Source organism: Halogeometricum sp. S1BR25-6, assembly GCF_031624495.1.
In the GTDB taxonomy this organism is placed as follows: Archaea; Halobacteriota; Halobacteria; order Halobacteriales; family Haloferacaceae; genus Halogeometricum; species Halogeometricum salsisoli.
The window spans coordinates 340,397-352,747 of sequence record NZ_JAMQOP010000005.1; the positions used below are offsets into that span (position 1 = coordinate 340,397).

Below are 12,351 nucleotides of genomic sequence, written 5' to 3' on the forward strand. Positions count from 1 at the left end.
TTTAGTCACTGAATCCTTGATTCAATGATTCATAATGTATAGGTTTCATTGATTCACTGATTTACTTCACAGGCTAATAGATTCTTGAATCCTCAGTCCAGGGCTACGCTCGTCTCACTGATTCAATGATTCAATGATTGCACCATTCACCGATTCTATGATACTCGTTCTTTTTGTATCGTCACTGATTCCTGAATCTCTGACTTTCTATTCCAGCTATTACTTCATGGAACCCATGATTCATTGATTCATTTACTGACCATAGAATGACCTGGGGAAATCGGAGGTTAATGATACGGCCTCTCTCCGAAGGCTAAGTCAGTGTTTTAGGAACTCACTGATTCAATGATTCAAATATTCCTGGACCTCCTGATCCTTATCTCTGTGCCGTCACTATTCTCGGAGTCCTGTAATCTCTGACTCTTTATTTCCAATAACCACTACTTCATGGAATCCGTGATTCATTGATCCATTACTCAGTTACTAACCCTGGAATGGCCACGAGAAGATCGGAAGTTGATGCTAGGTCTTCTCTCCGAAGGCTTCGTCTAGCAGTTCCCGCATGAACTCGCGGCGGACTCGGCGAGAACGCGACTCTGAGAGGTAATTCTGCATTACCACTTGAGGATCACTACTTCCCTGTTCTGCAGCGATTTCGTCGACACCTTCGAGGACTGCTGTATAGGTATCGTACCAGAAGCGACGACAGAGCTGCGGACTCGGCCACTCTCCCTCGATTCGCTCGGGAAGGCCTGCTTTCGATGCAAGCTTCTGAAACCAATTTCGAATCGTATCTCGGGTGACGTACGGCGTTTCTCCCTGTAAGGAGGGGAACAAGTACCCAGTCCATGTCTCCTCTTCCGCTAGCTCGTTGATTTGAGAGTCGAGTACGTCCATTCCATACAGAAGAGATACCTCACCAGGCCCATTCTTGCGGCTCTCGAACGTGATGAAGGGGACAGTCGTGCTCTGGTCCCGGTAGCGGTGAGCGAAAGGGATTGTATAGGGATGGTTGTGCTGTGGTATCGGCGCACTCAGTGTGACCAGTCAGCATGATTACCCAGAAACTATAGAATTGCGCACAGAGCGGTTGAGAGTTCTCGATCTTTAGCTCAGCGAGGTTCACTTTCAGATTCCATAAGCATGGTTTCGAGGCGTATGAGGCCTAGGAAAACGATCTTCTGGACTACGAAGGTGGAATCGTGACCCACGAGTTCCTCCGGACGCTCGCCAGCTATCTCGAACCAGATGAGGAATTCGACATTCAGACGGCTGGGTTCACGAAGTGTCGATTCCCGGTGCTAGCCAAACGGTACGTCGTTCACAACGATGAGGTCTTCCACGCAGACCTCAGTTCCCTCGAGCCGATTAAGCGGTAGTTGTCTTTCATCCCCCGAGAGGGGTGCGGGGCGATCCAGTACGAGCATCGTCCCGTGAGGTGACTGAAGATGGGACATCGCGCACTCGTTGCGTACGAACGTACCGATGGCACGTACACTCTCCACTACTCTCACTGGGGAGCTGCGAACCCCAAACTGAAGCACCACATCACAGCGGAGACGCCGTCGGTGGGTGGTTTGTACTAAATGTCGTCTGGGTCCGCATACAATCCAATGCGGGGGAATTCTTTTGTGACGATACGCCGTCGGTTCACGTATGAGCAAGGGCGACGAGGATTCGGCACTGTTCGCCTCGCTTGAAGAGTCGGCGTGCCCCGACCCGGACGTCGAGTTCGTGGTCGCGTTCGGGTCCCAAGTCACCGGAGAGGCGACTGACGCATCCGATTTCGATATCGCCGTCAAATTCTCCGACGATCTCTCGAGCAGCGAACGATTCGAAAAGCGGTGTTTCCTGTCGGGAGATCTTCAGCAAGAGGAATGGCCATTCATCGACATCTCGGACATTGAAACGCTTCCTCTCGACATCGCGCACGACGCTGTCAACGGGACGCTCGTCTGCGGTGACAAGGACGCGTTTGAGCAGTTCAGGATAGACATCGAAGCGACGTTCGGTGACCAACGTGACGACCTTCGCCGCCAGCAGCGTGCCGTGATCGACCGGATCGCGGAGGACGGACTGCGTGGCTGATACGCGAGTCGTCTCGATCAAACTCGAACAGATCGAGCAGTACCATGGCGAACTGACTGAGAAGCAGAAGACGCTGTCTCGCGACGAATTTCTCCAGAACACAACTGAACAGCGTGCTGTTGAGCGGATGTTCGAGAACGCTATCCAAGCGTGTTCCGACCTCGCCCAACACATCGCAACACGCGATTTCGGATACGACGGAAGTACCGCTAAGGAAGCGATCCGTGTCCTGTTCCGAGAGGGCGTTATCGAGGAACAGACGATGACGACGCTCGTCTCCGCGGTCGGGTTCAGGAACGTTCTCGCACACGAGTATGGGCATGTCGATGTAGAAGAGGTGTACGAAACGCTTCAAACAGGACTCACGGTGTACGATACATACAGTCAACAGATCGCCTCGTGGGTTCGGGACCAAGCGTAGAGGCATCACGGGAGCCGAAATTTCGGTGTTGGAATCTGATCCTCTCGCATAGCACCAGACTCAATGAGAGTCTGTTGGCCGCCTGATCACCACTACAATAGAGAAAAGAATAGTTTCCTCAGGAAATTATTTGCAGTTACAGTACGTAGCATCCAGTATGACCGAGACGTGGGATGACGTCAACGAGCAGGTCAAAGCGGACTGGAAAGACGACACCACGCCATTCGAGCGGGTATACGAAATCATTGAGCAGACTCACGACGGACAATCGGCAGCCGAGATCGCCAACCGTGCCCTCGTGAGCGAGCCGACGGCCCGGCGTCACTGCAAGTCACTCGTGAACACAGGCTTCGCCGAGACGGAACCAGACGGTCAAACGACATTGTACCGTCGCAATAGCGACCGGATTCTGATGTCCCGGATCCGGGAACTCCGCGAGGAGACGAATCGGACAGAGCTGCTTGAGGGCATCAAGGAGATGAAAGCCGAGGTTCGTCGCTACGAGAATCGCTACGACGTAGTGTCACCCGAGGAGCTCGCCCAGCAACTTGACGCCGACGAAACGGAGGGCTGGGACGATCTCACTGCGTGGCGGACGACGCGACAGAATCTCGCGGTCGCCCAAGCAGCACTCGCCTACGACGAGGCCAGTCACCAGCTCGCTGTATGAGTGAGGACGACCGAGCCGGTGAGTTCGGCCCCATCTATCTTCCAGTCCTCCAGCGGATTCGTAATCTCTGGCTCGAACTCGAACCGTTAGTCGAGGAAACGTCGTGCGATAACGTCGTCGCACCAACAGAATTACAGATCAGTCTCACTGATGGGCTTGGAGATGCCGACACTGCGCGATTCGATATCCAGTGGAGCGAACTACGGATGTATTCGTTCTATTACATCGATAGCGAAGGCCGCAACTGGCGATTTGACCGCCACCCGAATACGCACTCACCAGAAATTCATTTTCATCCGCCATCCGACGCGGCCGCTGTGGCGGCCGAACCATCCTGTATCGACGTAACTGAGGTGTCACTCGTGACCCGGGCGGTCCACGCAATGTGGCGGGCAGCGTACGAAAACAACGACGTTGAGCATCTGAATAGCGCATCAAACCCACCATAACCCAAGTGAACGTACTTGGCGCCATTACTGTGCATACGAACTGCAGTTCTCTGCTTGTTCATGATGTGTGATTTGTTCGCATGACTCCACTCATGGGATAGAGTTTAGTCAAGCCACCCACAGAGCATCAGCATCGGTGAGAGTATATCGGCGCTGTGAGCCGTGCAGCGCTGCGTACAAGCACTGCACTCACCGATGAATCAAAGACTACCCGCAGATTTCGAGCCGACGAGTCGCGTGCTGAAACGAGCACAGTACGAAGCCTTCGCGTTTTCAGTTCTCGACAGAGACATCCGAGTTCGGAATGAGAGCTACGAAAACCCAGCAAACCACGAGTACCTCGTCACCGTTGTCGACGGTATTCCGGCTACTTGTGAGTGCCCCGCCGACGCTACGTATGAGGGCCCCTGCAAACACCGAGTCGCTGTCGCGATTCGGCCCCGAATTCTTGAGCTCGTGACGAAGGTGCAGGTCGCGGCAGACGGCGGAACTACAGCTAACGACCGATGCGAACCTGCTGAATCGGATCAATGTGACTGCGACGAACTCAATGACGAACTTCCCTGCTGGGACTGCGTTCGGACTGGTCGGAAGACACTTCCTAAAAAGTAGCCGTCGTAACTCTGTTTGAGGTTTGTCCACTGAAAGCCGTACTCGACTCTTCAGTCGCTCTACGGGAGGTCTTCAACACAGTCGATTAGCTCTTCTTTGGCATTCCAGGTGTAGAGTCGATTTCATCACCTACCGATTCAGTCTACACCGATTCGCTTCCGAGCGAAATGACTATGCTGATTCTGGAAGAACTGATAGGTATGAGTACGTCTGGCCCGGCGCCGACCGATATCGACCGCGTCCGAGAACGGCTGAACGTCGTAACGCAGGAAACGCGATTCTCGCTCTTGCAGGATATTCTCGGCCATCCTAGTCAGCTCTCGACGTTGAAAGAACTCGATTACGTGAACCCGAGCAAGAGCCAAACGACGATCCGCCAGCATCTCCAACAGCTGGCTGACGCGGGTATCGTCGAGACAGCCACACTCCCGAAAGACCGACGTCGGAACAACCTCCCCTACAAGTTCTACGGGATCAGTGACGACGGGCGAGCGTTCCTTGACGAACACGGGCTACTGCGAGCCGAAGAGACACTTCAGTCGGTCTACGAGCGCGTTGAGAAGACCGACCAGATCAAGCGGTACGAGACCGCACCACGGCCGGAACGGTAGCTATCCAGAAGCGCCGAGACTATTCGCCGGGCTCATCGAATGTAAAGTCGACCTTTGGGAAGCCTCTTCTTTCATAATCTCGGGGAAGAGGATCAACACCAACACGTCCGCGGTAGTTTTTCTGCCCCCTGAGGGATGCGGGGTGCAGACAGCGTGCCTCGCTGATGATCGATGGCAACGAGAGATATCTACGAGAGCGGTTTCGACGAAGACGTACCGACAGACAATACGACAGCGTGTCCGGAGTGCAACGGGCGAGTCAGAACGAACTCAATAGAGACAGCCTGTGAAGACTGCGGACTCGTTATCGACGAACAACAAATCGACCACGGACCAGAGTGGCGGACGTTCGACGATGATGAGTCCTCCAGTAAACGAACAGGTGCTCCGCTCACCGTTGCACGTCACGATCGCGGTCTTTCGACTGAAATCGGACGCTGGCGAGACGCGAGTGGAACCCAGCTCTCAGCACGAAAGCGCCGACAGCTCGGCCGACTGCGTCGAGAACAGCGCCGGGGTCGGTGGCGGTCGAAAAGCGAGCGGAATCTCGCGCACGGCTTGGGCGAAGTTCGTCGGATCGCAAGCGCGCTGGGAGTCTCAGAGACGGTTCGTGATCAGGCGTGTCAGCTTTTCAGAAGTGCCAAAGACGAGAATCTCCTGCTTGGTCGGTCGATCGAAGCGATCGCCGCAGCGAGCGTGTACGGCGCGTGTCGGTGCAACGACTCGAGAGTGACGCGAGGCGAAGTCGCTGAAAGAGCACAGGTCAAGCGAAGTAGAGTCGTGAACGCCTACAAGACGCTGAATACAGAGCTGGGACTGCCCGTCACTCCGGTTACACCGCAGTCGCTCATCCCGCAGCTGTCTTCGCAGTTAGCGGTCGAGGGTGCTGTCCGGCGGCGAGCACTCGAACTCGCAGAGCTGGCGCACGGTTCGGCCATCGCGAATGGGCGTCAGCCAGCAGGGGTTGCTGGCGCTTGTCTCTACATCGCTTCTCAAGAGTGCGGGCAGGGGTTCAGACAAACTGATATCGCGGAAGTTGCTGGAACAACCGCAGCGACGCTTCGTTCCCGACGTGACGAACTCTCGACGATAATCGACTCAGACGCCTCGGCGTAAAGGCAGGCATCGACGACGAATCGTATTAACCAACGAGATGGGGATCATCCCAGACATTGTTGGTTAAACCGGCGTATCGGTTGAGAAGGGATTCCCAATCAGGGGGTGATTGGAATTAACCGTCCACAGGATGTAGTGAGCTGTTTTTCTGGGGCTGAATGACTGAGCCCCTCAGGGCTTTGTGATTCAATGTCTGAGCAACCATCAACAGATCCATTTGAAGACTGTGAGCTACGCCCCGACGTGATTCTCGGTACTCGCATTTTCGAGGATGTCCTCTTCACCGAAAAGATAGAAACGCCGGTGAATGTGCTCACTGGCAAGACGCCAGCACATTCGCACGCGAGTGTCGACGAAGCTCGGGCCTTCGCCGCGGGAATCGACAGTAACACGCCGCACATCGCACTCCCTGCATTAGTCGAAGCGCAGGTCGAAACAAGGATCAAGCCCTATACAGCGGCTGCCTTCTTTCACTTCAAGGCGACCGGGTCGCTCGAACGACATCGCGCCTACCGCGCCGCCTACAACTCGGATCGGTTCTCAGTGGAGTTCGAGGCCGATTACGAAACCGGGGACCTGACGATCAGCGTCGACGAGGAGGACTGCCAGTCGGAGTTCGAGAACGCCTAGCCAGCATCGTCAGTACTGTTTTTTGAGCGCCGGCGATGGATGCCGGCGCATCACGTAGTGACGCAGTTGTGCAGTCGCGTGCGTCGGCAGACGAAGGTGAAAACCGATGCATATGGTCATTTACGCACTGGTAGAGGCATCGACGCGAGACGACGCAGTGGCCACCGGTAAAGCAGTGTTCGATCGGCTGGTTGGGGCCGACCCACACGCTGGTGCCGTGTTCGACTACTACGTCTGCTTTGACGAGGAGAACACGACGGTCGCGGGCAAGGCTCGATGGGGCGATTTACCGGCCGCAGCCCCCGTCGGTTCAGACAATGGGCAGAACCTACTCAACCGAGGGTGGGAAGCGACGAAAGAAGAGTTCGAGCGCAATCTCGAACGGGTGAAGGAAGCCATCGACGACCTCTCTGATGAGGAGATCATGCGCGATGAGGACCTCGCTCGGCACGCGTTCTACCAAGTCGGCGCATACGACGGGCCGTCGGTGTTCCTGTACGACCAGCACGCGACCGGTATCCGGCATCGCGAACAACTGGATCGACTCCTCGAAAGCAGTGAAGATCTCTGGGTCGTCCCCGCTGATGTCCACTTCTGAATTTCAATGCCCCGAATCACCAATTGGACATGGGAGAATCGAACGCCGTCGCTCGCGTATCGAAACACCGAGACTGGAGCCCGAGCCGTTCTCCACTGTGCACCGGACTCCTACCGGTACAAGTGGCGGGCAGCAATCCTCGTCGACGGCTATCCGGTTTGGTCATGCGGCTTCGAAACGAAGCAGACGACAGCCTTTCGGGACGCTCTTCGAGACAGACCAACTTCCAAGTTGAGCTGCCCTGAGTGCCCGAACGACGACGTTCTCGTCGGTGAGAAAGCAGCTGACGGAGCGAAGGTACAGCGCTGGTTCGACTGTCCTGACTGTGGCTACGAAGGTCGCTCGAAGGTCGTCTACGGCGCTGAACGCTGAGGTCACAAGACGTCCAGCAAGAGTGTTTTTTTGGGGCAGGAGGGGTGGCCCGAGTCAAACGGGCCAGATCTACAGATGAGTCTGGACGTCATCGACCGTCACAGCGAAGCACTGTTCGAGTTCCTCTGGTGTCCGGTCTGCGGGCGCGAGGTGTTCAGCCACATCCCCTTCGAGGGCGTGTTCTGCAAGCACTGTAACACACAGGTGGAACTCCAAGAATCACAAGATGATCGTGGCTACGAGGAAGCTGTCCTCGTCTGCTTCGATACCGACACGACCTGGAATCTCCACGTCGACGAAAAACTTCGTCGCGACCTGCCTGACGGGTCGGCGCGGGTGAAGATCCTCGGCGCACCGCGCGCTTACAAGGTCGACTGGTGGAGCCCAAAACCGGACGAAGGCTGGGAACCTGTCGAGCGCGGCGAGTTCGACGACGTCGAAGAACCTGCTGAGGTGTCTCACTTGGCCTAAGGAGAGAGTTCGTTGGGGTAGTTTTTCACCCCCTGAGGGGTGCGGGGGGTGTTCGAACGAGCACCCTATGAGTTGGACAAGTGATTCACAGCCATCTGGAGCGTCACACACTTCGGATGAGACCGGCGTCGTCTACGTCGGCTACCGACAGCGAGGCCGCGCAATCGTCGAAAAGTATCCTGGCCGCGAACCGCTGACCCCAGATCGGAGTCTCAAGCTGGCGGACCACAGTCCCTCGGGCTTCGAATGGGGATACAGGGGGAGTGGCCCAGCGCAACTCGCGCTCGCCCTCCTGCTCGATTACACCGACGACGAGGACGTCGCACTGGCGGAGTACATGGCGTTCAAGGACGAAGTAGTGAGCCGATTGGAGTGTAGTGGTCCCAAACAGCGCTGGCGACTCACAGGACACGAGATAGATACGGCCCTTCGTGAGACAGTCGACGAATCAGTCGCACCGACCGTCAAATGACAGTCAGAGAGCGATCTATGTCAGACCACACCCAGCAGCCTCGCGCAGACGCAGAATCAACACAGAACTGTGAGTACCAGGCACCAACCGAGTACGTCGAGCGAAGCGATGTCGGCGTCTCACTCACCGTGAAGCTCAAACGCGGAACTGGTACCAGGGATCAGGATGAGGTGATCGCGAAAGCGAAAGGTAAGACGCTCGAAGACGCCCGGGAGGACATGGAAACGCTTCGGGAGTATATGCACGACCTCGCCGAAGACGCCCGTCAAATCCAGCCGGGGGAAGACGACGAATAACGGGTGATGCAGTCTATTCCTCCTCTGTAAGAGCGGGATCGATCATTCCGTGAGCTCCCAGGTGATGACGGCACCCTGCTGATGGATTGGGTGACGTAATCCCGTGAAATCAGCGATAGTTCGGGTTTTGAGTGGCAAATCGTACCAGTACGCCACATCTCTCACAACCTTCTCTGCCAGTTTCGTGGCGTCCATCAGTGGAAACGGCCCATCAGCCGGCTCGTAGTAGAGCCCGAGAAGTCCTCTGCCGGTCCCGAATCCGCTTTCAGCGAGCTTCTTTGCGTCAGCAACAAGCGAATTCGAGAACGGACTGTAGACCGTGGAATAGGCTGCCGGTTCAATATCACCGTTGTCGCGATAGAACCGAAGCAGCTTCGCTTCAATCGGTATCTGAGACCCATCGCTCTCGAGGAGAATATCACATCGCTGTCCGCTGTTTGGATAGGAGGCCTCAGTCTCCGTGACTTCATAGGAGGTAGACTGCTGTCCAAGTCGTTCAACGAGACGTTCTACCTGCTCTTCCTCGTCAAACGCACCGATACCAGGCTGCCACCGATAGTGTTCAGCTGTTGCATCGATCTGTGGAATGACATCGGCAACATCGCGTGCAAACTGGTCAAGAATCGCTGCCGTAGTCACCGGACTGCCTCGAAGGAGAATTCGGTTGTCTTAATCGGTGCGTCGTCGGGGACATCGCTCTTGTTCAGTAATCGATCCGGGAACGCGGCCTGAGCAACGCCGATCAACTGTGGCTCAACCTCGGCGAGATATGCATCGTAGCCGTACGGCCCGGCATGCAGCTCCTGGTTCCACGCCTTCACCCAGAGATACACCGGTTCTTTGAGGCGATGTGTGCCCTGCTCAAACAGCTCGCTCGCCCATGGTACCTTCCGCGTATCATCTTCGAACAGCGCCATCGAGAGCTCACCGACGTGCCAGTAGTTCCCATCGCCCCACCGAGCGAAGCTCCGGGTGCTCGATCGTTCAGCAGCGATTTCTGTGAAATTCGCACTCAGTTCGTTCTTCTTGCCGTACGCTTCCGCCTTCCCAATATAACGGGGGACGATCGTTGGTCGGTCACTCATATCGGTGTCGGCGAGCTGGAACATGAGATAGAGTAATCCCTCATAGCCGTCATCCCGTACTCCACCGGAGTGAACGCATTTTCGTCCCTCTGCGCGAATTCGCTCGTCGACGGCATCGGAACGTTTGAGCCGACCAGAGTCAGTGAGCGCAACCTGCAACTGTTCATCGGTCTCGAATAGTGGTATCGGATCAGCCGTCGATTCGTCTACAAAGTCCGGATAGACGTATCTCTCGAGCCAGTGGGTCCACAGTTCGGCTTTCGAGTTATGATCGCTGAGAAGATCATATCGAGGGGGCACATCTGCTGTCCCTTGTTTTCTTGGCTCAGTCGTGAGCCAGTCATGTCCAGCAAGTCCGATTTCGTGGAGGATCCGGTTCGGTACGAACTCTCGGTTGGTCATGGTCCGCCGATACTTCGGGTGAGCGTAGATGAGTCCGATCAGTTTCGCCTCGAGCTCCTGCCGGTAGGTTTCTACACCGTATGGACACCCATCGAGCGTCTCGACGTCCAGAATCCAGACATAGAGCTGTGAGTGAGCCGCCTCGCGAACTGCCGCGATGTGGTCGTATTTCGAGAAGCTTCCCCACGAACCGTCGTCTTCCCAATCGTCAACCGGGAGCGCTGCATCGATTTTCTTGTAGTGCTGGTAGATTCGAGATCCGATATTTCGAGATTCGCCGACGTACACAGGAGTGATATCTGAGGCAGTGTTGATTGGCTCGTCCGCTAAGTAGATGAGATACAAGAATTCACCATCGTTCTTTCCGTATCGATACCGATCGAGTGCATCAGTAGTAGTAAGATTCCCATCAACCGTCGTCAAGAATGGCACTGGATCTGGCCGCTCTAATGAGCGGATATCTTCAAGTAAAGAATCCTCAAGCCATGTAGCCCACAAATCAGCCTTTGAGAGTTTCATCTATACGGTAGTCACCTGTTGGTTGTATTATCAATTTCGGCGATCTGACGGATAGCGCTCTGCTTGAAAAATAGTTGAATAAATACCCTTGTAACGCGTACTGAGACGGTCAGATGCCCACAATAAATTTCGAATTACAGGTGGCACGAACACTGAAAAACATAGATAAGTCATCTGAAATCCATCCGGCCAACAAGAGGCTTATTCAAAAGTTCCATCGTGACCTCTTGCTCGACGGGATTAACGCAGCACGACGTCAGAAGCTCACTTCACACCTGAAGATTATCGCCCAATACCTGGGTGAAAAGCGATTTGATGCACTAACTCGCGAAGATATCACAGAACTGGTCGAGTGGATACATAGCCGTGGCTCTGCACCGTCGACAGTCTCTGATTACAAGCAAGTCGTGAAGCAGTTTTACAAATGGTACAACGGGGGTGAGGAGCCAGAAACAACGAAATGGATACGACGAGGACCACCCACGTTCCGTCAAATCCTTCCGCGAAATCTGCTCTCACCGGATGATGTCTCACGGCTTATTGACGCCTGTGTCAACGACCGAGATCGAGCGTTCATCGCGCTCCTTTGGGAGACTGGCGCACGAATTGGAGAGTTAATTGATCTATGTGTCGGTGACATCGAAGACGATGGGTCAGGGAAACACGTTATCGTGATAGGGAAGACTGGTGCTCGACGGCTACCCCTCGTGGAATCACGCTTGTACCTCGAACAGTGGTTACAGACGCATCCTTCGCTAAGCGCACAGACCCCACTCTGGTGTAAACTTGAGCAGGGCACCCCAGACGAACAGATCAGCTACAACTATATCCGATTACGACTCCTCGAACGGGCACGAAAGCGAGCAGGTATCGACAAGCCGGTGAATCCACATCATTTCAGGCATAGCCGGGCGACGCACCTCGCGAACTGGCTGACTGAAGCTCAACTCTGTGAGTGGTTTGGATGGGTACTAGGATCAAAAGTTCCAGCCCGATACGTGCATCTCTCTGGCCGCGATATCGACAATGCGTATTTTGCGTTATTCGCGAATCGACGGTTCAATCATCTTCCCATCACGAGCTAAGGACAGTCTCAGATTAGCACTAAACTTCGTCTGTAGAGATATCAGAGCCAGTCAAGCGCTGAGTTACGCTGTTCGAAGTAACCTGGGTCGACTCCCCCATTAGGAAGAGGAATTCGTTCACCCGCCTGATCGACAATCGTGTGTCTGAGTACGTCGCTCTGCGTCTCGAATGAGGGATTGATTCGCAGTCTGTAGTCAGCATCGATAGTGAAGAGCTCCCTATCAAATGCTGCATGGTGGATTTTACTGAGTGGAAGGACGTTCGCGAGATCAGCTCGGTGGTCCGGATACTCACTCCATGGAAGGACGTGTGCCACGTCCAACAGCCCGGCATGATCGACGCCTGAGATCGGACAGGTCGCGCCGTATCGTGAAAGCACAGTCGCACGAAACTCTGGGTCAACGGCACGAGCATACGATACCGTTTCGTACGTGCTTGCGGTGAGTTCGGCAT

At 55.0% G+C, this 12,351-nt stretch carries 17 protein-coding genes and 3 pseudogenes; 16 read left to right on the top strand and 4 right to left on the bottom strand.

What is annotated here, in order from left to right; translation table 11 throughout:
* Nucleotides 1-522 precede the first annotated feature (522 nt).
* Nucleotides 523-960, bottom strand: a pseudogene (locus NDI76_RS20755) (tyrosine-type recombinase/integrase); the annotation flags it as partial.
* 188 nt (nucleotides 961-1,148) lie between these two features.
* Between NDI76_RS20755 and NDI76_RS20760 the strand changes: the two are divergent.
* The 15 genes and pseudogenes from NDI76_RS20760 to NDI76_RS20830 form a co-directional block, all read left to right on the top strand.
* Nucleotides 1,149-1,379 (top strand): annotated as a pseudogene (locus tag NDI76_RS20760) (hypothetical protein); the annotation flags it as partial.
* Nucleotides 1,380-1,448: 69 nt separating this feature from the next.
* Nucleotides 1,449-1,574 (top strand): annotated as a pseudogene (locus NDI76_RS20765) (DUF6735 family protein); the annotation flags it as partial.
* 82 nt (nucleotides 1,575-1,656) lie between these two features.
* Nucleotides 1,657-2,088: a type VII toxin-antitoxin system MntA family adenylyltransferase antitoxin gene (gene mntA, locus NDI76_RS20770; protein ID WP_310926083.1), complete on the top strand. Its 432-nt coding sequence runs from the start codon at nucleotides 1,657-1,659 to the stop codon at nucleotides 2,086-2,088.
* The gene (gene hepT, locus NDI76_RS20775; protein ID WP_310926084.1) at nucleotides 2,081-2,509 is read left to right on the top strand and encodes a type VII toxin-antitoxin system HepT family RNase toxin; all 429 of its coding nucleotides are present in this window, start codon (nucleotides 2,081-2,083) and stop codon (nucleotides 2,507-2,509) included. Before mntA ends, hepT begins: the two co-directional genes overlap by 8 nt.
* Nucleotides 2,510-2,666: 157 nt before the next feature.
* Nucleotides 2,667-3,179, top strand: coding sequence for a winged helix-turn-helix domain-containing protein (locus tag NDI76_RS20780; RefSeq protein WP_310926085.1), 513 nt, complete (start codon nucleotides 2,667-2,669; stop codon nucleotides 3,177-3,179).
* Entirely contained in the window at nucleotides 3,176-3,628 is a 453-nt protein-coding gene (locus tag NDI76_RS20785) for a toxin-antitoxin system TumE family protein (protein ID WP_310926086.1), read from the top strand. Before NDI76_RS20780 ends, NDI76_RS20785 begins: the two co-directional genes overlap by 4 nt.
* 195 nt (nucleotides 3,629-3,823) lie before the next feature.
* Nucleotides 3,824-4,240 (top strand): SWIM zinc finger family protein, encoded by a 417-nt coding sequence (locus tag NDI76_RS20790; protein ID WP_310926087.1) that lies wholly within the window; start codon nucleotides 3,824-3,826, stop codon nucleotides 4,238-4,240.
* A 200-nt stretch (nucleotides 4,241-4,440) separates the two neighbouring features.
* A complete protein-coding gene (locus NDI76_RS20795) occupies nucleotides 4,441-4,851 on the top strand; it encodes a helix-turn-helix domain-containing protein (protein ID WP_310926088.1) in 411 nt (136 codons plus the stop codon).
* Nucleotides 4,852-5,022: 171 nt separating this feature from the next.
* Nucleotides 5,023-5,967 (top strand): transcription initiation factor IIB, encoded by a 945-nt coding sequence (locus NDI76_RS20800; protein WP_310926089.1) that lies wholly within the window; start codon nucleotides 5,023-5,025, stop codon nucleotides 5,965-5,967.
* A gap of 189 nt (nucleotides 5,968-6,156) precedes the next feature.
* The gene (locus NDI76_RS20805) at nucleotides 6,157-6,597 is read left to right on the top strand and encodes a DUF8025 family protein (protein ID WP_310926090.1); all 441 of its coding nucleotides are present in this window, start codon (nucleotides 6,157-6,159) and stop codon (nucleotides 6,595-6,597) included.
* A 106-nt stretch (nucleotides 6,598-6,703) separates the two neighbouring features.
* Nucleotides 6,704-7,195 (top strand): DUF7995 family protein, encoded by a 492-nt coding sequence (locus NDI76_RS20810; protein ID WP_310926091.1) that lies wholly within the window; start codon nucleotides 6,704-6,706, stop codon nucleotides 7,193-7,195.
* Nucleotides 7,196-7,201: 6 nt separating this feature from the next.
* A complete protein-coding gene (locus tag NDI76_RS20815) occupies nucleotides 7,202-7,567 on the top strand; it encodes a DUF7568 family protein (RefSeq protein WP_310926092.1) in 366 nt (121 codons plus the stop codon).
* Nucleotides 7,568-7,642: 75 nt separating this feature from the next.
* On the top strand, nucleotides 7,643-8,038 hold the full coding sequence (locus NDI76_RS20820; RefSeq protein WP_310926094.1) for a DUF7567 family protein: 396 nt from the start codon (nucleotides 7,643-7,645) through the stop codon (nucleotides 8,036-8,038).
* Between the two features lie 67 nt (nucleotides 8,039-8,105).
* Nucleotides 8,106-8,510 (top strand): DUF6166 domain-containing protein, encoded by a 405-nt coding sequence (locus NDI76_RS20825; protein ID WP_310926095.1) that lies wholly within the window; start codon nucleotides 8,106-8,108, stop codon nucleotides 8,508-8,510.
* Nucleotides 8,511-8,527: 17 nt separating this feature from the next.
* Entirely contained in the window at nucleotides 8,528-8,806 is a 279-nt protein-coding gene (locus tag NDI76_RS20830; RefSeq protein WP_310926096.1) for a DUF7389 domain-containing protein, read from the top strand.
* A 42-nt stretch (nucleotides 8,807-8,848) separates the two neighbouring features.
* On the opposite strand, the gene NDI76_RS20835 is transcribed toward NDI76_RS20830, so the two are convergent.
* Both NDI76_RS20835 and NDI76_RS20840 read right to left on the bottom strand, forming a co-directional pair.
* The gene (locus tag NDI76_RS20835; RefSeq protein ID WP_310926097.1) at nucleotides 8,849-9,445 is read right to left on the bottom strand and encodes a hypothetical protein; all 597 of its coding nucleotides are present in this window, start codon (nucleotides 9,443-9,445) and stop codon (nucleotides 8,849-8,851) included.
* The gene (locus NDI76_RS20840; RefSeq protein ID WP_310926098.1) at nucleotides 9,442-10,812 is read right to left on the bottom strand and encodes a GIY-YIG nuclease family protein; all 1,371 of its coding nucleotides are present in this window, start codon (nucleotides 10,810-10,812) and stop codon (nucleotides 9,442-9,444) included. The genes NDI76_RS20835 and NDI76_RS20840 overlap by 4 nt, the downstream gene beginning before the upstream one ends.
* A 140-nt stretch (nucleotides 10,813-10,952) precedes the next feature.
* On the opposite strand from NDI76_RS20840, the gene NDI76_RS20845 reads away from it, so the two are divergent.
* The gene (locus NDI76_RS20845) at nucleotides 10,953-11,897 is read left to right on the top strand and encodes a tyrosine-type recombinase/integrase (protein ID WP_310926099.1); all 945 of its coding nucleotides are present in this window, start codon (nucleotides 10,953-10,955) and stop codon (nucleotides 11,895-11,897) included.
* A gap of 41 nt (nucleotides 11,898-11,938) precedes the next feature.
* On the opposite strand, the gene NDI76_RS20850 is transcribed toward NDI76_RS20845, so the two are convergent.
* Nucleotides 11,939-12,351 (bottom strand): HNH endonuclease (locus tag NDI76_RS20850; protein WP_310926100.1); only part of this gene is annotated, 413 nt, incomplete at its 5' end.